The sequence below is a fragment of the Oceanibaculum indicum P24 genome, from assembly GCF_000299935.1.
GTDB classification, from domain to species: domain Bacteria; phylum Pseudomonadota; class Alphaproteobacteria; order Oceanibaculales; family Oceanibaculaceae; genus Oceanibaculum; species Oceanibaculum indicum.
In genome coordinates, this window is the sequence record NZ_AMRL01000006.1 from 17,690 (window position 1) to 36,463 (window position 18,774).

The following is an 18,774-nucleotide window of genomic DNA, read 5'->3' on the forward strand; positions in this document are numbered from 1 at the left end:
AGAATGATAAATTTTTAATTAAAAGTGCAAGCGGGCAATTTTACCAGCACCAGATGAAAGATATGCCAGCGCTTGGATTTGCCCAGCGCAGTGGTGCCGTCTTCGACGGTCTCATCCAGCTTTTCGACCTGGAATCCGGCGCACAGTCTCTCGATGGCGGCGCGGTCATGGATGGTGATGCCGCGTCCGGCCCAATCGTCCTGCGGGCCATAGAGCTGCCCGGCGAACCGTCCGCCGGGACGAATTGCCGCAGTGAGCCGCCCCCAGAGGGCGGGGAAATCCTCCGGCGAACACAGGGGCAGGGAGAAGCTGGCATTCACCAGATCACAGGCCGGCGGCTGGAAATCCTCGAACTGTTCGACGCGCGCTTCCAGCAGCGCGCTTTTGGGCAGGTCGGGCCTGGCCAGCAGCCGGTCGATGGCTTCCGGCGTCGCATCGATCGCCAGCACCTTCCAGCCGCGGCGTAGAAGCTCCACCGTGTCGCGCCCGTCGCCGCAGCCGAGATCGAGCGCGAAAGGCGGCGGGACGTTCGGGGAAGGAACGCCCTCCGCTGCAAAGCGGTCGAGGGCGTGCAGCAAGGTCGGGCGGGGCGGCTTGGCGGCCACCGCATCGTAGTAGCGGCCCCAGCGCTCCCCGTCCGACATGCCTGCTCCGTTACTCCAGGGTTTCGAACAGCCGCAGCATCAGCTTGGCGCGCGGCTCGAAGGAGGAATAATAGGCCTGCTCATAATCCGTGTGCGCGCCGCGCCCGTCGACGCCCAGCCCGTCCAGCGTCGGCACGCCGACGGCGGCGGTGAAATTGCCGTCGCTGCCACCGCCGGTGATCTTCACATCCTCGAGCTCGAAGCCGATCTCGGCGGCCAGCGCCTTGGCGTGGTCGAACAGCTTCGTGATGCCCTCATCCTTCACATAGGGCGGGCGGTTGATGCCGCCGGTGATGGTCACCTTCACATCGGGGTCGAAAGCGGTGAAGCCGAGAATCTTCTTCGTCATCTCCTCGGCCAGCTCCGGCGTCGGCACGCGCATGTCCACCTCGGCGGTGCAGAATTGCGGCACCACATTCACGCCGGTGCCGCCGTTGACCAGTCCGACATTGCAGGTCACGCCGGTCTCGTAATTGGTCAGCTCCTCGAAGCGGATGATCTGCTTCGCCATCTCGCGGATGGCGCTGCGGCCGTCCTGGTGCTGCGCGCCGGCATGGGCGGGGCGGCCCTCGCATTTCACGTCGAAATGCAGCACGCCCTTGCGCGAGGTGACGATCTTGCCGCCATCGCGGGCCGGTTCGGTGACCAGCACATATTTGTTCTTTAGCGCCATCTGCTCGATCATCTTCTGCGAGGTCGGGCTGCCGACCTCCTCTTCCGGGACGAACATGAAGGTGATCGGCAGCTTGGTCTGCTTGCCGCTGCGCACCAGGTGGCGATAGGCGTAATAGGCGAGATAGGCACCGCCCTTCATGTCGTAGATGCCGGGGCCGAACACCTTGTCGCCGTCCTGCTTGAAGGGCAGCACATCCTTGATGAAGCCCATCGGATGCACGGTGTCGATATGGCTCAGCACCAGGATGCCGGGGCCATCGCCGCCCCATGGCGTGCGGGCGGTCAGGATATCGGCCCAGCCATCGCGGCCCGGCGTGCGCTCGATGGTGGCGCCGATGGCGCGCATGTCGGCCTCGACCTGGTCGGCCATGCGGTTCACCGCGGCGGCATCGTGCGACGGGCTTTCGATTTCGACCCAGCGGCGGATGCCTTCCAGGATTTCCTCGGCATCGATCCGGGGCTGGTTGGAGGCGAGATCGTTCATGGCGTTTTCCCTTGGATTCGGATGGGGCTTCGGATGATTCCAAAAGCATTAGCGCGAGGATTTGTCATCGCCAATGACAAAACGCCCCGCCGGCTGGTGGTAAAGCCCTATTGCGCAGCTGCCGGCTTCGGCGCTACCTAGGCTTTTTGCTCGACATGCTGGAGGAGGCCATGCGCCGCACCACCCGGTTTCGCCGCCTGATCGAGGCGCCGGAATTGCTGCTTTTGCCCGGTGTCCATGACGCGCTGGGCGCGCGCATCGCGGAGAAGCTGGGATTCGAGGCGATCACCAGCGGCGGCTATAGTGCTACCGCAACGCTGCTCGGCCGCCCGGACACTTCGCAGCTGACCGCGACCGAGATGGCGGATTACTACGCCCGCCTCTGCGATTCGACCGATCTGCCGGTCTTCGCCGATGCCGATACCGGCTATGGCAATGTCACCAATACCGGCCGCACGGTGAAGGCCTATGAGCGTGCCGGTGTCGCCGGCCTGTTCATCGAGGATCAGGTGTTCCCGAAGCGCTGCGGCCACATGGCCGGCAAGGATGTAGTGCCGCTGGAGGAATTCCTCGGCAAGCTGAAGGCGGCGCTGGATGCGCGCACCGACCCGGACCTCGTCATCATGGCGCGCACCGACGCGCTCGCCGTCCATGGCATCGACGAGGCCATCGAGCGTGCCCAGGCAGCGCGTGAGGCCGGCGCCGACCTGCTGTTCGTCGAGGCGCCGGAGAACCAGGACCAGATGCGCCGTATCTGCGCGGAGATCGACGGGCCGTGCCTCGCCAACAATCTGGATGGCGGGCTGTCGCCGGTGCTGGAGGCCGGGCTGCTGCAGGAAATTGGCTATGCCACGGTCGCCTTCCCGACGGCGGCGACCTATGCGGTGGCCCATGCGCTGGAGACGGTGCTGGGCGAAATCCGCAAGACCAGTGTGGCGACCGCGCTGTATGACCGGATGTACAGCTTCGAGACTTTCAACGAACTGGTTGGCCTCGGCGATCTGCGCCGCAGGGAGGCCGGCTATCAGGATTCCGCCCGCGACCTGCTGGCCCGGCGCAAGGCCGCCGGCGGCAAGAACCGGGCGGCGGAATAAGCGTCACGACAACAAAGGAGGGACTCCCATCATGAAGATTACCCGTTACGCGGCGCTGGCCCTGCTGGCCGGCGGCATCGCCCTGGCCGGCCCCTTGGCTAGCCCGGTTCAGGCGCAGGAGAAGATGCGCGTCAGCCATCAGCTTCCGCCGGCACACCATATCGCCAAGCTGGTCGAGAACTGGGCGGCCGATATCGAGAAGCGCTCGGGCGGCAAGATCGATGTCGAGGTGCTGGGCTCGGCCCAGGCCTTCAAGCCGGACCAGAACCATCCGGCGGTCGCGCGCGGCCAGGTCGAGGCGGCGATGGCGGTGAACTTCCAGTGGGGCAACACGATCCCGGAAATGAACGTCGTGACCATCCCCTACTTCATGACCGACCTTGAGCGCATCAAGAAGTTCCCCGGCTCCGAGGCAGCGAAGCTGCTGGAAGGCAAGCTGATGGAGAAGGGCGTGCGCAATGTCGCCTGGCTCTACACCACGCGGCAGTCGATCTTCACCTCCTCAGGCAAGCCGCTGGTGAAGCTGGACGATTTCAAGGGGGTGAAGATCCGCGGCCTGAACAAGCTGGTCGATGCCGGCCTGGTGGCGGCGGGTGCGGCGCCCGCCTCGATGCCGGGTTCCGAGGTCTATCAGGCGCTGCAGACCAAGGTGATCGACGCCGGCCTGACCGACGTGTCGGCGGCCTATAGCCGGAAATATTTCGAGGTGCAGGAATTCGGCACGGTGGCGCCGTTCTTCACCGTCTATTTCCATATCTATGTGAACCCGAAATGGTTCGACGGCCTGTCGCCTGACCTGCAGAAGGCGGTGCTGGAAGCCTCGGCCCAGGCGGAGCAGGATTCCATCGGCGTGACCGAGAAGACCGCAGAGGATTCTATCGCCGCGCTGAAGGAAAAGGGCATGAAGTTGCATATCCAGTCGGCTGAGGAGGTGAAGACCTTCACCGCCACCATGCAGCCGCCGGTCATGGAGGCCTTCAAGGCGTCATCTCCAGATGCCGGCAAGCTGATCGACCTCGTCAACAAGCTCTGAGCGTCACCGGACGGCCCCGCCCGATGCGAGCGCGGGGCCGTGCCGGAATGCGAGGTTTTTCTTAATGAAATCCATCCTTGTCCTGCTGGAGCGCGTGGTCGGCGTGCTGTCCGCGCTGGCCACCGCGCTGGCGGCGCTGCTGATGCTGGCGATCACCGGCATCGTCGGTTATGGCGTCGCCATGCGCTACCTGTTCAACCAGCCGCAGGTCTGGAGCGACGAGCTGGCCAGCTATCTCATCGTGCTGGTCGTCATGCTGGCGATTGCCGAGGTGCTGCGCCGGGGTGAGCATATTTCCATCGACCTTCTGGTGGAGCGGCTGGGTGCACGCGTCCGCTACTGGGTGGATGTCGCGGGCATGGTGTCGGTGATCGTGGTGGCCGGCGTGCTGATCGTCTCCGGCTGGGACATGACGGCCTTTTCCGCCGATATGGGCATCCGTTCTACTGGCTATCTGGCGATGCCGATGTGGCTGCCGCAGGCCACCCTGCCGCTGGGCTTCGCACTGCTGGGCCTGGCCGCGCTGAACCGGCTGCTGCGCTTGCTGACGGGACTTGAGGCTCCCCGCGAGACGGGTGGGCATAAATCATGACGCTGGCCTGGATTCTGATCGGCCTGCTGGCAGTGCTGCTGACCGGCATTCCCCTGTTTGCCGGCATGTCGCTGGCGTCCATCGGCCTGTTGCTGGCTGTCGAGGGCCGGGTAGCCGGTCTGGCGGACGAGGTGTTCGCCAAGCTGTCGAATTATCTGCTGGTGGCGATCCCGCTGTTCGCCTTCATGGCGCATGTGATGATCAAGGCCCGCGTGGTGGACGATCTCTATGCGCTGGCGCATACGCTGGTGCGGCATTGGCCGGGCGGTCTGGGTGTCGCCACCGTCATGGCCTGCACCATCTTCGCCGCGATCAGCGGTTCCTCCGTCGCCACCGCGCTGACCATCGGCACGGCGGCGATCCCGCAGATGCTGCGCTATGGCTACAAGCCGCATGCTGCCTATGGCGTGCTGGCCGCCGGCGGCACGCTGGGCATCCTGATCCCGCCATCGGGGCCGATGGTGCTCTATGGCGTCGTCTCTGATACCTCCATCGGCGCGCTGTTCGTCGCCGGCATCATTCCCGGCGCACTGATGGCGCTGCTGTTCTCGCTCTATTGCGTGCTGCACAGCCTGCTGACCCGGCAGACCGAGCGTCCGCCGCGCGCCAGCTGGTCCGAGGTCTGGCCGAGCCTGAAACGCGGCTTCTGGGCGCTGCTGCTGCCCCCCATCGTGCTGGGCGGCATGTATGCCGGCGTGTTCACCGCGACCGAGGCGGCCGCCGTCGGCGCCATCGCTGCGATCCTGATCGCGCGCTTCGCCTATGGGAGGCTCAGCCTTGCCGACCTGTACGACGCGGCACGCGATTCGGTTGGCACCACCGGCATGCTGTTCATGATCCTGGCGGCGGCCGCCATGTTCGGCCATGTCATCTCCGTCCTGGGGCTGCCGCGCCAGCTGGTGGAGATCACCACGGCGCTGGGCATCGGGCCGATCACCTTCATGCTGGCGGTGATGGCGCTGATCTTCCTGCTGGGCATGTTCCTGGAGACCATCTCCATCATCCTCATCACCACGCCCATCGTGCTGCCGGTGATGCTGCTGCTGGAGATCAATCCGGTCTGGTACGGCGTGCTGCTGACGATCAATCTGGAACTGGCGCTGATCACCCCGCCCGTGGGCATGAACCTGTTCGTCATCAAAGGCATCACCGGCGGGGCCATGGGCCCCATCGTGCGCGGCGTGCTGCCCTATGTCGCGATCATGCTGGCGACGCTGTTCCTGGTGCTGTTCTTCCCGGAACTGGCGCTGTGGCTGCCCTCCACCATGGCGCTGGGGCGGTAATCGGGAATATTCCGGCGGGTTCTGCGTCCATACGGGTGATTGCCACTTTTTCGGCAGATTTGCGCCGTCCTCCGGGCTTAGTTGCCGCCCAGCCTTACGGCATGAAAGGCTGGATGGAGAATGCCCGGAAAAAGGGCGTTGGCGGGCCGGAGCTTGCGGAACATGTCCGCAGCCTCAGGCGTTATGCCATTGCCCTGACCGGCGATGCGTCCGAGGCCGATGATCTGGTGCAGGAAAGCCTCGTGCGGGCCCTGGCCCGGATCAAGGAGGGCGCGGAAGTGCGGAATGCACGAACCTACCTGTTCAGCATCCTGCACAATCTGCGCGTCGATCTGCTGGCGCGGCGCACCCGGCGCGGTACGGCACTGCCGCTGGAGGCTGTGGAACACCGGCTGTCACGACCGGCGGAGCAGCCCTCCCGGCTGCGCCATGCGGAGCTGGCCCTGGCCATCGACGCGCTGCCGGAGCAGCAGCGTGCGGTGTTGTTGCTGGTGGCGCTGGAAGGCGCCAGCTATCAGGAGGTGGCGGAGATACTGAGCATCCCGCCGGGCACCGTCATGTCGCGCCTCAGCCGCGCTCGCAAGGCGCTGCGTGCCCTGATGGAGGAAAGTGCGGTCACCAATCTGCGCAGGATGACGTGATGAAGAACAAGGACACCGCAAGCAATACGACGCCGCTGATCACCGAGGCGATGCTGCTGGCCTATGTCGATGGCAGCCTGGCCGAGGCGCAGCGAGATGCCGTCGAGGCACGCCTTGAGCGCGACCCGGAGATGGCGGCGAAGGTGGAAGCCTATCGCGCGCAGACCCGCGCGCTACACGATCTTTTTGATCGTCATCTGGCCGACCCGCTGGACCCGGTCATCGCCGGCCTGGAATCGGAACTGCGGAAGGCCGAACCTGCTCAGGCTGTGCCTCCTCAGGCCATCAGGCCGGAACGGCGCTTCAGCAATTGGCGTCCGATGGCCCTTGCGGCATCCGTGGCGCTGGTCGCGTTCGTCGGCGGGTTCGGCCTGGCCGAATATCGTGGTCACGCGCCGGTGGCGCCGGTCGCCTCCTCGCTGCAACAAGCGCCGATGGCTGAAAAGGTGGCGGAAAAGACCGCCGCTGGAATCATGCCGGCGGGCGGGGCAGCGCTGGTTGCCCCCGCCGGCTTCCAGCCGCCCGATTTCTCCGGCCTTGGCCTGCGGCTCTCCGGCGAGCGGCAGCTCGGCAAGGCAGCGTCGGCGGTGACCCATCTCACCTATGAGCGGCCGGACGGAAGGTGGGTCAGCCTCTATGTCGGTGCGACGGATGGCGGCGAGGCGCCGCTGCGGGCGATCTATCCGGATGGGCGCGCCGTGCTCTCCTGGCGCAAGGGCGGGTTTGCCTACAACCTTGTCGGCACCATTGGCCGTGACGCGATGATGGCGATTGCCACGACGCTCGACGATGCCACCGCAGCCGCCTTTCGCGCGCCGATTGCGCCCAAGGCTGTGCCTGGCCCGGCCACGGGCCTGCGTCCGGCGACCCCGCCCGAGGCGCTGCAGCCGCCCTCCATTCCGGCAGCCCCCGCCATCGCCCCCAACCCGGCGAACCGTCCGGATGGCGCGGATGGACAGGCCCCCCGCGCACGAGAGGCGGGCGCGGCATAAGAGTTTGCCGAACGATGGAATATCGATGGCCTGCCATCGTCCATGAAGCCGAAGGCGAATTCCGTAACGCCTTCTTGTGAGCCTCCCTGATGGTTCCTGTTGACCTTGAAGCCCCGCCTGATGGCGGGGCTCTTTTTTTTGGAATATCCAGCGGGATGGGGCGTCTGTGTTTTCGGGAATGCCGTTCGGCTTCGGGCGCCAAAGCCCGCAGGGCCTGAGCTTAGCGTTCCGAACAGACAAGGAGGAGACAATGACGTTCCAATGGAAACAAGTGGTTGCCCCTGCCTTCGCGGCCTTTCTTCTGCTTGGCGCGGCAGCCTGTGACGATGGTGGCGCGCCGCAGCAGGGCCAGCCCCAGCAGGACCAGGGTCAGCAGGGCCTGACGCCGCCTAGTGGTGGTTCGGGCGGTGGTGCTGGCGGAAGCACCGGGGGCACTTCTGGCGGCGGTTGACGCCCTGCCACGCCATCGTTTCCGGATGACGGGGCCAGGGGGCCCGTCATCCGATGATTCCAGGCGGTCGATTCCACGCCGAAGGATTCAATAATTCAGGAGATTTCCCGATGACACGACATTTCATGACAGCACTTGTGCCGGCGCTTCTGCTCGCCGTTGCGCCTATGGCCGCCATGGCGCAGACCCAGGCGCCCGCGCAGCAACAGCAGCAGGCGCCGAAGATCGATGAAACCCAGCTCGATTCCTATGCCGAGGCGGCGGTGAAGATCTACGATATCCGCGTCCGCTGGGAGCCGGAGATTCGCGGCGCCGACAGCCAGGAAAAAGCCATGGAGGCGCAGCGCGAGGCCCGCACCGAGATGATCGAGGCGGTGCAGAATCAGGGACTGTCGGTCGAGGAATATAATTCGATCACGGCCGCCGCGCAGCGCGATCCTAGCCTCAACCAGAAGATCGCCCAGCTGATCGAGAAGAAGCGCTAACCAGGCCGTAGTAGCCCATGGGGCCCAGGGCTGGAATTAATCAGTCCCTGGGCTGGGCGCTGAAGGTCACGACGATGTCGGCGGCCTCGCCAGCCGGGTTCACGAATTCGGTGCGGAAGGCGGCAACCTCGCCGGGCGACAGGTCCAGGCGATTGGCCTCGAACTCCCAATCCTGCAAATCCTTGCGCTGCAGGTCGCGCAGATGGGCCTTCATCGGCGGCACGGTCGCCGGCTCGTCGGTCAGGTTCACGACCTCGCCCTGCACCACCAGGATCATCGTGGTGCCTTCCATCAGCCGTTCGACGCGGATGTTGCGGATCAGCAGCCCTTCCCCCGGTACCGGGGCGGGGTAGCCGATCTTCTCGTACAGCAGGGCGGCGGGCGGCCAGGCGGCGACGATATGCGCGCGGCCAAAGAAGATGCCGGCGGCAAGGCCGATCACCAGCAGGAACAGCAGGATCCAGGCGCCACGGCCACTGCCGGACTTTTTCTGCTCGACCGGCATGCGCGGCAGGCGGGGGATGCGCGGCCGTTCCTCCTCTTCATCCGGAAATGGGGCGGCAGCGGGCTCCTGCGCCGGATCGTCGGGCCAGCCGGCGTTCTCTTCCTCTGGCGTGTCCGCCGTCCCGGCGTCATCGTCCTGATACTGGTCGAAGGGGTGTGGCGGCGCCTCGACCTCCGGTTCCGGCGGCGGCGCAGCGGCTTGCTTCGGGGGTTTGGCAGCGCTTTTCGTTGCGGAGGGGCGGCTGGTCTCCGCGACAGGCTCCTGAAACCAGACATGGCCGCAATCGTTGCAGCGGACCTTGCGGCCAGCCGGCCCCAGCTGCGCATCGCTGATTGCGTAGCGCGCGGAGCATTCGGGACAGGAGAGGATCATTGTGCGGACCACCATGTCATGGTCTAGCTTTTAGCCTGCCCGTCGCACCGGTGGCAAGCGAGGCTCTTAGGGCAGGGGGACTGTCGGACTTTTCTCGGCGGACTTCCCGCGGCGGGCGGCTGGACGCTGGGCCGCCGGCTGTGCCATCTTGCCCGCGGTCTTTCCCTTAGGGGTGTTATGTCCTGCGGGTAGGCGAGTATCAGGAAAGGTGGCGGCTTCCGTGGTTCGTTTCGAAAATGTCGGGATGCGGTTTCGCGACGGGCCAGCCGTGCTGGAGAATATCGGCTTCACGCTGCCGCCTGGCTCCTTCCATTTCCTGACCGGGCCGAGCGGCGCCGGCAAATCCACCCTGCTGAAGCTGATCTATCTGGCGCTGAAGCCTTCCTCCGGGCGTATCCGGCTGTTCGACCGCGATGTTGCGGGGATTCCGCGCCGGGAACAGCCTGACCTGCGCCGCCGCATCGGCGTGGTGTTCCAGGATTTCCGGCTGCTCGGCCATCTGACCGCGCTGGACAATGTGGCGCTGCCGCTGCGCATTGCCGGGGCGAAGGAAAGCCTGATCCGCCGTCATGTGCCTGAACTGCTGGACTGGGTCGGGCTTGGCGATCATATGAATGCGCTGCCGGCCACCCTGTCGGGCGGGCAGCAGCAGCGCGTCGCCATCGCGCGCGCGGTGATCGGCCGGCCGAAGCTGCTGCTGGCCGACGAGCCGACCGGCAATGTCGATGACCAGATCGCCATGCGGCTGCTGTTCCTGTTTGAGGAGCTGAACCGGATGGGAACCACCGTGCTGATCGCCACCCACAACAACATGCTGGTGGACCGGTTCAGCTATCCCCGTCTCGATCTGCGCGACGGGCATCTGTCCCGGCCGGGCATCGACAGCGCGGTTGCCTGAGGTCCAGATGATTTTCCGGCGCCATTCCGACCTGCCGCTCCGCGGCGATGCAACCAGCCGCTTCCTGCCCTGGATCATCGGCGTGATGGTGTTCCTGGCGACGCTGTCGGTTGCCGGCCTGCTGCTGGCGCAGGATGTGACGCAGCGCTGGCGCTCCGCTCTGGCCGGGACGCTGACCGTGCAGGTGCCGCCGCCGTTCGATGAGACGGACCCGCAGGCCCAGCTGGCCGAGGTGCTGCAGGTACTGCGCGATACGCCGGGCATCGGGCGCGCCGATCCGCTGTCGGTCGAACAGAGCCGTGCCCTGCTGGAGCCCTGGCTCGGCAGTGGCCAGATCATCGACGAGCTGCCCTTGCCGCGCCTGATCGACGTGGCGTTGCGGCCCGGCGCGCGGCTGGATTTCGCGGCGCTGGAAACCAGGCTGGCCGGCATCGCGCCCGGAATCGTGCTGGATGATCACGGCCGCTGGCTGGGCGATCTGGTGCGGGTCGCGCGGTCGGTGGAGCTGGTAGCCGCGACGGCGGTGCTGCTGGTCGCGCTGACAGCGGTGCTGGCGGTGGTGTTCGCGGTCCGCACCGGCCTTGCCATCCACCGCGAGGTGATCGACGTGCTGCATCTGGTCGGTGCACGTGACAGCTACATCGCCAAGCAGTTCGCCCGCCATGCGCTGACTCTCAGCCTGCGCGGCAGCATTCTGGGGGCGCTGTTCGCCCTGGCACTGCTGGCGGGCATTGCCCTTCTGGCCAATGGGGGTGCCGAGGGGCTGTCGGCGGAGGGGTTCCTGCCAGCCGATCTCTGGCGCATCCTGCGGCCGCTGGACTGGGCGGCGCTGGCCGCCGTGCCGGTGGGCGCCGTCCTGCTGGCGGTGCTGGCGACACGGCTGGCCGTGATGCGTGCGCTTTCCCGGCTGGTATAGGACTGCCGCCGATGACCGCGCGCCGCCGCATCTTTCGCCGATCCGGTTCGTCCAGGCATCCAGGGCCAAGGCGCTGGCGGCTGTTGCTGCCGGCCCTTGCGCTGGCCCTTGCTGTCTGGGCGGGCGGGTTCTTCAGCTATGCCGCGTCGATCCCGCGCGAAGTCGGGAATCCGGACCAGCGGACCGACGCTATCGTCGTGCTCACCGGCGGCAGCCTTAGGCTGGAGGTGGGCCTGCGCCTGCTGCGGGCCGGGCTGGCGGACCGGCTTCTGGTGTCCGGCGTCCATCCGGATGTGACGCGGGAGGCGCTGCTGCGGCTGCTGCCGGAATGGACCGAGTCGATGAATGCGCGCATCGATATCGACTATGCGGCCAATAATACGGTCGGCAACGCCTCGGAAACGGCGGAATGGCTGCGCGAGCGCGGCTACCGCTCGCTGCGGCTGGTGACGGCGAACTATCATCTGCGCCGCAGCCTGCTGGAATTCCGCGACGCCATGCCGGAGATCGAGATCGTCCCACATCCGGTGTTTCCGGAGGATTTCCACCTTGCGGAATGGTGGCGCTGGCCGGGCAGTGCCGCGCTGATCTTCTCGGAGTACAACAAGTTCCTGATGGCGCATCTGCGCCTGTCCCTGGCCGGCCTCATCAAAGGATAGACGCCCGGAAATGAGTGCGTTGCGTTCGTTGCTGTTCAATATGGCGTTCTTCGGCTGGACCGCGATCCTGTGCATCGGCGGGGTCCCGCTGCTGGCAGCGCCGTCGGGCTGGATCATCGCCGCGCAGCGCTTCTGGGCGCGGGGCGTGATCGGGCTGCTGCGGCTGCTGGCCGGCACCGGCTACACAGTCATCGGCCGGGAGAACCTGCCCGACGGTCCCTTCGTCATTGCCTCGAAGCACCAGTCGGCCTGGGACACGATCATCTTTTTCCTGCTGCTGGACCGCCCGGCCTATGTGCTGAAGAAGGAATTGCTGGCGATCCCGCTCTATGGCTGGTACGCGCAGCGCGCCGGCCATATCGCGGTGGATCGCAAGGCTGGCGCAAAGGCACTGCGCACGCTGCTGGAGGATGCGCGGCGGGCTATCGCGCATGGCATGGTGCCGGTGATCTTCCCGCAGGGCACGCGGACCGCCCCCGGCACGCACCGGCCCTACCAGCCGGGCATCGCGGCGCTGTACAAGGGGCTGGACGTGCCGGTGGTACCGGTGGCGCTGAATTCCGGCCTGTTCTGGGGGCGGCGTGCCTTCCGCAAGGAGCCCGGGACCATCCGGCTGGAGTTCCTGCCGGCGATCCCGCCGGGGATGGACCGGCCCGGCTTCATGGCCGCGCTGGAGGGAGCCATCGAGCAGGCGACGGACCGCCTGTCAGCGGAAGGCTTATCCCCAGAAGCCTGAGATTTGTCCTTGTGAATCCTGGGGACAAGGCCGATCTGCAAGGCCTGGCAGGAGGTTATCCGGCAACGGTCGGTGGAAACATAACAAGAACATATTTATTGTCCGCCGCCGCCAAGCTGGTACACTATCTGGCCGTTCGATTGCGTTGGAGCGTTTCATGGCGGGTATCGCGGCGATTTCGCAGCAGATCTGGGACATGAAATACCGGCTGAAGCGGGCCGATGGCGCGCCGCTGGACCGCACGCTGGAGGATAGCTGGCGCCGTGTGGCGACGGCGCTTGCCGCGCCGGAGCGCGACCAGGCGCTGTGGGAAGGCCGCTTCTACGAGGCGCTGGAGGATTTCAAGTTCCTGCCCGCCGGCCGCATCCTGGCCGGGGCCGGCACCGACCGCAGCGTCACCCTGTTCAACTGCTTCGTCATGGGCACGGTCCCGGACGATATGGCCGGCATCTTCGAGCATCTGAAGGAAGCCGCGCTGACCATGCAGCAGGGTGGTGGCATCGGCTATGATTTCTCGACGCTCAGGCCCAAGGGCGCGCCGGTGAAGGGGGTGGGGGCGGATGCATCCGGCCCGCTGCCCTTCATGGATGTGTGGGATGCGATGTGCCGCACCATCATGAGCGCCGGCCACCGCCGCGGCGCGATGATGGCGACGATGCGCTGCGACCATCCCGACATCGAGGATTTCATCGCCGCCAAGCAGGAGGCGGGCCGCCTGCGCATGTTCAACCTGTCGGTGCTGGTGACCGACGCCTTCATGCAGGCGGTGCAGGAGGGCGGGTCCTGGGACCTGGTGTTCGGCGGCACAATCTATCGCACGGTCGAGGCGCGCGAACTGTGGGACCGGATCATGCGGGCAACCTACGCCTATGCCGAGCCGGGGGTGATCTTCATCGACCGGGTGAACAACCGCAACAACCTGCATTACTGCGAGACCATTGCCGCCACCAACCCGTGCGGCGAGCAGCCGCTGCCCCCCTATGGCGCCTGCCTGCTGGGCTCGATCAATCTGGCGAAGCTGGTGGAGCGTCCGTTCGAGAGCGATGCCGCGATCGATATCGGCCGGCTGGAGGCGCTGGTCGCGACCGCCGTGCGCATGATGGACAATGTCACCGACGTGTCGCGCTTCCCGCTGCCGCAGCAGCAGCATGAGGCGCAGGCAAAGCGGCGCATCGGGCTTGGCGTCACCGGGCTGGCCGACGCGCTGATCTTCTGCGGCGCGCGCTATGGCAGTGCCGATGCGGTGGCGCTGACCGAGCGCTGGATGGCGGCGATCCGTCGTGCGGCCTATCTCGCCTCGGTCGAGCTGGCGAAGGAGAAGGGGCCGTTTCCGCTGTTCGACCGGGACCACTATCTGGCAGGCGAGACGATCCAGGAGCTGGATGCGGATGTGCGGGACGCTATCGCCCAGCACGGTATCCGCAACGCGCTGCTGACCTCCATCGCCCCGACCGGCACCATCTCCATCCTGGCGGATAATGTGTCCTCGGGCCTGGAGCCGGTGTTCAGCTTCGAATATACCCGCACCGTGCTGATGCCCGACGGCAGCCGCAGGGAGGAGCAGGTCACCGACTATGCGCTGCGCCTCTACCGCCGGCTGAAGGGGGAGACCGCGCGGCTGACCGACGCCTTCGTCGATGCCCAGCGGCTGTCGCCCAGCGACCATGTGGTGATGCAGGCCGCCGTGCAGAAATACATCGACAGCTCGATTTCCAAGACCATCAACATCCCGGTCGATCTGCCGTTCGAGCAGTTCAAGAATGTCTATCGCATGGCCTATGAGTCCGGCTGCAAGGGCTGCACCACCTACCGGCCGAACGAGATCACAGGCGCCGTGCTGCAGGTGAAGCCGGAGACGGTGGAGGGCACACAGCAGCCGGAGCTGGCGCTGGACAAGCCGGAGGCAAGGCCGGCAGACCAGTTCGAGGCCGGCGCCGTCATCTACATGACGCAGCCGCTGAACCGGCCGGAGGAGCTGCCGGGCAAGACCTACAAGATCAACTGGCCGGAGAGCGAGCACGCGCTCTACATCACCGTGAACGATGTGATCCAGGATGGGCGCCGCCGGCCGTTCGAGATTTTCATCAACTCCAAGAACATGGAGCATTTTGCCTGGACCGTGGCGCTGACCCGCATGATCAGCGCGGTGTTCCGGCGCGGCGGCGACGTCTCCTTCGTGGTGGAAGAGCTGAAGGCCGTGTTCGACCCGCGCGGCGGACAATGGATGGGCGGGCGCTATGTGCCCTCCCTGCTGGCCGCCATCGGCGATGTGATCGAACGCCACCTGATCGATATCGGCTTCATCCCGCAGCCGGAAGAAAAGCGCCAGGGCCATCTCGCCGAACGCAAGGTGGTGGGGCTCGCCGACCAGCGCCTCCGGCAATGCCCGAAATGCGGCCAGCCCAGCCTGATCCGGCAGGAGGGCTGCGATACCTGCACCTCCTGCGGCTATTCCAAGTGCGGGTGACTCAGAAGCCCAGCCAGAATTCACGCTTCGAGGGGTCGAGGCCATTCTGGGTGTTCACCAGAGAGCCGTAGAGCGTGCCGGGCAAACTCATGGCACCGAACCCCGCGTTCAGCACTGCGCCGAAGATGCCGCCATTGACCTTGTCCAGCTCTGCGTCCGTCAGCTGATCGTTCCGCGCCCGGGTGAGCAGATCGCCGAACGCCGCCAGGTCATTGGTTTCCAGCGCATGCCCTTCGTCCCTGGCGAAGGCCACGATGTGCGGTGCCGGATCGGCATCCTGGGGCAGGGTGGCGACGGTGGACTGAAAACGCTGCTTGAGGGCCGCATCCTGCTGCAACGCCTGAATGAAACCGCCGATATTTTCCAGGGACATCTCTGATCCTCCCGATTGAACACAGGAGCATGTGTAGCGTCCCTGCGGCGGGCCTGCCTGACTGCCTGTCCCGAAAGGACAGGCATTTCGTCCCGGCCAAGAAAAAGGGCGACCCAAAGGCCGCCCTTTCCATAAAGAAGATGTTGTTGGATCAGGCCGACAGCTTGTCCAGCTCGCGCAGCAGCGTGTCGCCCATCACCGTGGTCGAGACCTTGGCGGTGCCCGGCACATAGATGTCGGCGGTACGGAAGCCGGCATCCAGCACGTTGTTGATGGCCTTCTCGATCATGTCGGCGTCCTCGCCCATGTCGAAGGAATAGCGCAGCAGCATGGCGAAGCTCAGCAGCTCGGCCAGCGGGTTCGCCATGTCCTGGCCGGCGATGTCCGGGGCGGAACCATGCACTGGCTCGTACAGCGCCATACGGCGGCCGGTGGTCGGGTCCTCAAGGCCGAGCGAGGCCGAGGGCAGCATGCCGAGCGAGCCGGTCAGCATCGCCGCGCAGTCGGACAGGATGTCGCCGAACAGATTGTCGGTGACGATTACGTCGAACTGCTTCGGGTTGCGCACCAGCTGCATCGCGCAGTTGTCGGCATACATGTGGTGCAGCTCGATGCCCTTGCCTTCGGTCTCATGCAGCTTGGTCACCGTCTCGCGCCACAGCACGCCGGTGTGCATGACATTGGCCTTCTCGACGGAATGCACCTTGCCGCCGCGCTTGCGGGCGAGGTCGAAGCCGACGCGCGCCACGCGCTCGATCTCCGGCGTCGTATAGACCTGGGTATCGACGGCCTTCTTGGTGCCGTCCGGCAGGGTTTCTACGCCCCGCGGCTCGCCGAAATAGACGCCGCCGGTCAGCTCGCGCAGGATCAGGATGTCCAGCCCCTCGACCAGCTCGCGCTTCAGCGTGGAGGCATCGGCCAGCGCCGGGAACACGATGGCCGGTCGCAGATTGGCGAACAGGTCCATTTCCTTGCGCAGGCGCAGCAGGCCGCGCTCCGGCTTCTTCTCGAACGGCAGGTCGTCCCACTTCGGGCCGCCGACCGAGCCGAACAGCACGGCGTCCACCGCCAGCGCGTCGGCCATGGTCTCGTCGGTCAGCGGGGTGCCATGCGCGTCCAGCGCGGCGCCGCCGACCAGGCCTTCCTGAATGTCGAAGGAAACGTGGCGGCGCTTGTCCATCCAGTCCACCACGCGGCGGACCTGACGCATCACCTCCGGCCCGATGCCGTCACCCGGCAGGACCAGCAGCTTCTTGTTCGATGCCATTTCTTGTTCTTTCCGTCTTTCGGGGGCGATCAGGCGGCGATCCACGGCTGGGAGAGGGCGAGCTTCTCCTCATAGCCGGCGATCTTCTGGTCCTTCTGCAGGGTCAGGCCGATATCGTCCAGACCATTCAGCAGGCAGTGCTTGCGGAAGGCATCCACCTCGAAGGCGATCTTCTCGCCATTCGGGCGGGTGATCTCCTGCTTCTCCAGATCGACGGTGATGCGGGCATTGCCGCCCAGCTTCGCGTCCTCGGTCAGCTGATCGACAATCTCCTGCGGCAGCCGGATCGGCAGGATGCCGTTCTTGAAGCAGTTGTTGAAGAAGATGTCGGCGAAGCTGGGGGCGATGACGGCGCGGATGCCGAAATCCAGCAGCGCCCAGGGGGCGTGCTCGCGCGAGGAGCCGCAGCCGAAATTGTCGCCGGCCACCAGGATTTCTGCCTTGGTGTAGGGCTCCCGGTTCAGCACGAAATCCGGGTTCTCCTTGCCGTTACTGTCGCGGCGCATCTCGTCGAACAGGAACTGGCCGAGGCCGGTGCGCTTGATCGTCTTCAGATACTGCTTCGGGATGATCATGTCGGTGTCGATGTTGACCATCGGCAGCGGTGCAGCGATCCCGGTGAGCGTCGTGAACTTGTCCATCTCTTATCCTCCCGCTGGTCCCGCTCAGCCCATCAGCTCGCGCACGTCGGCAATATGGCCGTTGACGGCTGCCGCTGCGGCCATCGCCGGGCTCATCAGATGGGTGCGCCCGCCGCGGCCCTGCCGGCCCTCGAAATTGCGGTTCGAGGTGGAGGCGCAGCGCTCGCCCGGCACCAGCTTGTCGGCGTTCATGGCAAGGCACATGGAGCAGCCCGGCTCGCGCCAGTCGAAACCGGCCTCGCGCAGCACAACGTCCAGCCCCTCGGCCTCCGCCTGTTCCTTCACCAGGCCGGACCCCGGCACCACCATGGCGCGGACATTGGCCGCCACCTTGCGGCCCTTGGCGACCTCGGCCACCGCACGGATATCCTCAATGCGGCCGTTGGTGCAGGAGCCGATGAAGACGGTATCCACCTTCACGTCGGTCATCTTCATGCCCGGCTTCAGGCCCATATAGTCCAGCGCGCGCAGCATCGCCTCGCGCTTGCCGGGGTTCGGCGCCTTCTCCGGATCGGGCACGATGCCGGTGACCGGCACCACATCTTCCGGACTGGTGCCCCAGGTGATGGTTGGCACCAGATCGGCAGCCTTGATGACGATTTCCTTGTCGTAGGACGCACCCTCGTCGGAGGGGAGGGTCTTCCAGAATTCGACGGCCTGCTCCCAGGCGGCACCCTTGGGCGCCAGCGGACGGCCCTTCAGATACTCGAAGGTGACCTCGTCCGGCGCGATCAGGCCGGCGCGCGCACCGCCTTCGATCGACATGTTGCAGATCGTCATGCGGGCTTCCATGGACAGGTTGCGGATCGCCTCGCCCGCATACTCGATCACATGGCCGGTGCCGCCGGCAGTGCCGATCCGGCCGATGATGGCCAGGATCAGATCCTTGGAGGTGACGCCGAAGGGCAGGTCGCCCTCGACCCGCACCAGCATGTTCTTGGCGGGCGCCTGCACCAGCGTCTGGGTGGCCAGCACATGCTCCACCTCGGAGGTGCCGATGCCGAAGGCCAGCGCGCCGAAGGCGCCATGCGTCGCGGTATGGCTGTCGCCGCACACGATGGTTGTGCCCGGCAGGGTGAAGCCCTGCTCCGGCCCGATGATGTGCACGATGCCCTGGCGGGCGTCATCCATCGCGAAATAGGGAACGCCGAATTCCTTCACATTGGATTCCAGCGTCTCGACCTGGATGCGGCTTTCCTCGTCGCTGATGCCCTTGGAGCGGTCGGAGGTCGGCACGTTATGGTCGGCGACGGCAAGCGTCTGGTTCGGCCGCCGGACCTTGCGGCCGGTCGTGCGCAGCCCCTCGAAGGCCTGCGGGCTGGTCACCTCATGGACGAGGTGGCGGTCGATATAGATCAGGCAGGTGCCGTCCTCCTGGACGTCTACCAGGTGGTTCTGCCAGATCTTGTCGAAAAGGGTACGGGGCTTGGAAGTGGCTGCGGTCACGAAGGCGGTCCTCACTCCTGGCGGTCGTCACTATTGTCGCCGGGCGCCTGATGATCAGGAGCCCGGCTTTTGGCCGCTCAGCTTAGACCCGCCGGTGCGGGCGCACCAAGCAGCATGCAT

The 18,774-nt window shown here is 65.9% G+C and carries 19 protein-coding genes; 12 read left to right on the forward strand and 7 right to left on the reverse strand.

Going from position 1 to position 18,774, the window contains the following annotated elements:
- Positions 1–14 precede the first annotated feature (14 nt).
- Positions 15–644, reverse strand: a complete 630-nt coding sequence (locus P24_RS06555; RefSeq protein WP_008943911.1) for a class I SAM-dependent methyltransferase — start codon at positions 642–644, stop codon at positions 15–17.
- A gap of 10 nt (positions 645–654) precedes the next feature.
- Positions 655–1,803 carry a M20 family metallopeptidase gene (locus tag P24_RS06560; protein ID WP_008943912.1) on the reverse strand — a complete coding sequence of 383 codons (1,149 nt, stop codon included), beginning with the start codon at positions 1,801–1,803 and terminating at the stop codon, positions 655–657.
- 170 nt (positions 1,804–1,973) lie between these two features.
- Between P24_RS06560 and P24_RS06565 the strand changes: the two genes are divergently transcribed.
- The 7 genes from P24_RS06565 (at position 1,974) to P24_RS06600 (ending at position 8,374) form a co-directional block, all read left to right on the forward strand.
- Positions 1,974–2,897 carry an isocitrate lyase/PEP mutase family protein gene (locus P24_RS06565; protein WP_051013099.1) on the forward strand — a complete coding sequence of 308 codons (924 nt, stop codon included), beginning with the start codon at positions 1,974–1,976 and terminating at the stop codon, positions 2,895–2,897.
- Between the two features lie 31 nt (positions 2,898–2,928).
- On the forward strand, positions 2,929–3,930 hold the full coding sequence (locus P24_RS06570) for a TRAP transporter substrate-binding protein (RefSeq protein ID WP_008943914.1): 1,002 nt from the start codon (positions 2,929–2,931) through the stop codon (positions 3,928–3,930).
- Positions 3,931–3,994: 64 nt separating this feature from the next.
- Positions 3,995–4,522, forward strand: coding sequence for a TRAP transporter small permease (locus P24_RS06575; protein ID WP_008943915.1), 528 nt, complete (start codon positions 3,995–3,997; stop codon positions 4,520–4,522).
- A complete protein-coding gene (locus P24_RS06580; RefSeq protein ID WP_008943916.1) occupies positions 4,519–5,805 on the forward strand; it encodes a TRAP transporter large permease in 1,287 nt (428 codons plus the stop codon). Before P24_RS06575 ends, P24_RS06580 begins: the two co-directional genes overlap by 4 nt.
- A 101-nt stretch (positions 5,806–5,906) precedes the next feature.
- Positions 5,907–6,446, forward strand: a complete 540-nt coding sequence (locus P24_RS06585) for an RNA polymerase sigma factor (RefSeq protein ID WP_237740170.1) — start codon at positions 5,907–5,909, stop codon at positions 6,444–6,446.
- Positions 6,446–7,438, forward strand: a complete 993-nt coding sequence (locus tag P24_RS19110; protein WP_008943918.1) for an anti-sigma factor family protein — start codon at positions 6,446–6,448, stop codon at positions 7,436–7,438. Before P24_RS06585 ends, P24_RS19110 begins: the two co-directional genes overlap by 1 nt.
- A 561-nt stretch (positions 7,439–7,999) precedes the next feature.
- The gene (locus P24_RS06600; RefSeq protein WP_008943920.1) at positions 8,000–8,374 is read left to right on the forward strand and encodes a DUF4168 domain-containing protein; all 375 of its coding nucleotides are present in this window, start codon (positions 8,000–8,002) and stop codon (positions 8,372–8,374) included.
- Between the two features lie 40 nt (positions 8,375–8,414).
- Here the strand turns inward: P24_RS06600 and P24_RS19115 are convergent, their stop codons facing one another.
- The gene (locus tag P24_RS19115; protein WP_008943921.1) at positions 8,415–9,266 is read right to left on the reverse strand and encodes a DUF3426 domain-containing protein; all 852 of its coding nucleotides are present in this window, start codon (positions 9,264–9,266) and stop codon (positions 8,415–8,417) included.
- A gap of 205 nt (positions 9,267–9,471) precedes the next feature.
- Here P24_RS19115 and ftsE point away from each other — a divergent pair, with 205 nt between their 5' ends.
- The 5 genes from ftsE to P24_RS06630 all read left to right on the forward strand — a co-directional run bounded on the left by ftsE (position 9,472) and on the right by P24_RS06630 (position 14,927).
- Complete coding sequence (gene ftsE, locus P24_RS06610; RefSeq protein WP_083859607.1) at positions 9,472–10,149, forward strand: cell division ATP-binding protein FtsE; 678 nt, start codon at positions 9,472–9,474, stop codon at positions 10,147–10,149.
- Positions 10,150–10,156: 7 nt separating this feature from the next.
- Positions 10,157–11,065 carry a cell division protein FtsX gene (locus P24_RS06615; RefSeq protein ID WP_008943923.1) on the forward strand — a complete coding sequence of 303 codons (909 nt, stop codon included), beginning with the start codon at positions 10,157–10,159 and terminating at the stop codon, positions 11,063–11,065.
- A gap of 83 nt (positions 11,066–11,148) precedes the next feature.
- Positions 11,149–11,724 (forward strand): YdcF family protein, encoded by a 576-nt coding sequence (locus tag P24_RS06620; protein WP_008943924.1) that lies wholly within the window; start codon positions 11,149–11,151, stop codon positions 11,722–11,724.
- A 10-nt stretch (positions 11,725–11,734) separates the two neighbouring features.
- Positions 11,735–12,460, forward strand: a complete 726-nt coding sequence (locus tag P24_RS06625; RefSeq protein ID WP_008943925.1) for a lysophospholipid acyltransferase family protein — start codon at positions 11,735–11,737, stop codon at positions 12,458–12,460.
- Between the two features lie 157 nt (positions 12,461–12,617).
- Positions 12,618–14,927 carry an adenosylcobalamin-dependent ribonucleoside-diphosphate reductase gene (locus tag P24_RS06630; RefSeq protein WP_008943926.1) on the forward strand — a complete coding sequence of 770 codons (2,310 nt, stop codon included), beginning with the start codon at positions 12,618–12,620 and terminating at the stop codon, positions 14,925–14,927.
- Between the two features lies 1 nt (position 14,928).
- On the opposite strand, the gene P24_RS06635 is transcribed toward P24_RS06630, so the two are convergent.
- The 4 genes from P24_RS06635 to leuC all read right to left on the reverse strand — a co-directional run bounded on the left by P24_RS06635 (position 14,929) and on the right by leuC (position 18,654).
- The gene (locus P24_RS06635; protein ID WP_008943927.1) at positions 14,929–15,300 is read right to left on the reverse strand and encodes a Nif11 family protein; all 372 of its coding nucleotides are present in this window, start codon (positions 15,298–15,300) and stop codon (positions 14,929–14,931) included.
- A 151-nt stretch (positions 15,301–15,451) separates the two neighbouring features.
- Positions 15,452–16,567, reverse strand: a complete 1,116-nt coding sequence (gene leuB / locus P24_RS06640; RefSeq protein WP_008943928.1) for a 3-isopropylmalate dehydrogenase — start codon at positions 16,565–16,567, stop codon at positions 15,452–15,454.
- A 29-nt stretch (positions 16,568–16,596) separates the two neighbouring features.
- Positions 16,597–17,208, reverse strand: coding sequence for a 3-isopropylmalate dehydratase small subunit (gene leuD / locus P24_RS06645; protein WP_008943929.1), 612 nt, complete (start codon positions 17,206–17,208; stop codon positions 16,597–16,599).
- Between the two features lie 24 nt (positions 17,209–17,232).
- Entirely contained in the window at positions 17,233–18,654 is a 1,422-nt protein-coding gene (leuC, locus tag P24_RS06650; RefSeq protein WP_008943930.1) for a 3-isopropylmalate dehydratase large subunit, read from the reverse strand.
- Positions 18,655–18,774 lie beyond the last annotated feature (120 nt).

What these genes read in the sequence shown, in the direction of transcription:
- P24_RS06555 (WP_008943911.1), bottom strand. Translation starts at nt 644, where the DNA reads ATGTCGGACGGGGAGCGCTGGGGCCGCTACTACGATGCGGTGGCCGCC.
- P24_RS06560 (WP_008943912.1), bottom strand. Translation starts at nt 1,803, where the DNA reads ATGAACGATCTCGCCTCCAACCAGCCCCGGATCGATGCCGAGGAAATC.
- P24_RS06565 (WP_051013099.1), top strand. Translation starts at nt 1,974, where the DNA reads ATGCGCCGCACCACCCGGTTTCGCCGCCTGATCGAGGCGCCGGAATTG.
- P24_RS06570 (WP_008943914.1), top strand. Translation starts at nt 2,929, where the DNA reads ATGAAGATTACCCGTTACGCGGCGCTGGCCCTGCTGGCCGGCGGCATC.
- P24_RS06575 (WP_008943915.1), top strand. Translation starts at nt 3,995, where the DNA reads ATGAAATCCATCCTTGTCCTGCTGGAGCGCGTGGTCGGCGTGCTGTCC.
- P24_RS06580 (WP_008943916.1), top strand. Translation starts at nt 4,519, where the DNA reads ATGACGCTGGCCTGGATTCTGATCGGCCTGCTGGCAGTGCTGCTGACC.
- P24_RS06585 (WP_237740170.1), top strand. Translation starts at nt 5,907, where the DNA reads ATGAAAGGCTGGATGGAGAATGCCCGGAAAAAGGGCGTTGGCGGGCCG.
- P24_RS19110 (WP_008943918.1), top strand. Translation starts at nt 6,446, where the DNA reads ATGAAGAACAAGGACACCGCAAGCAATACGACGCCGCTGATCACCGAG.
- P24_RS06600 (WP_008943920.1), top strand. Translation starts at nt 8,000, where the DNA reads ATGACACGACATTTCATGACAGCACTTGTGCCGGCGCTTCTGCTCGCC.
- P24_RS19115 (WP_008943921.1), bottom strand. Translation starts at nt 9,266, where the DNA reads ATGGTGGTCCGCACAATGATCCTCTCCTGTCCCGAATGCTCCGCGCGC.
- P24_RS06615 (WP_008943923.1), top strand. Translation starts at nt 10,157, where the DNA reads ATGATTTTCCGGCGCCATTCCGACCTGCCGCTCCGCGGCGATGCAACC.
- P24_RS06625 (WP_008943925.1), top strand. Translation starts at nt 11,735, where the DNA reads ATGAGTGCGTTGCGTTCGTTGCTGTTCAATATGGCGTTCTTCGGCTGG.
- P24_RS06630 (WP_008943926.1), top strand. Translation starts at nt 12,618, where the DNA reads ATGGCGGGTATCGCGGCGATTTCGCAGCAGATCTGGGACATGAAATAC.
- P24_RS06635 (WP_008943927.1), bottom strand. Translation starts at nt 15,300, where the DNA reads ATGTCCCTGGAAAATATCGGCGGTTTCATTCAGGCGTTGCAGCAGGAT.
- leuB (WP_008943928.1), bottom strand. Translation starts at nt 16,567, where the DNA reads ATGGCATCGAACAAGAAGCTGCTGGTCCTGCCGGGTGACGGCATCGGG.
- leuD (WP_008943929.1), bottom strand. Translation starts at nt 17,208, where the DNA reads ATGGACAAGTTCACGACGCTCACCGGGATCGCTGCACCGCTGCCGATG.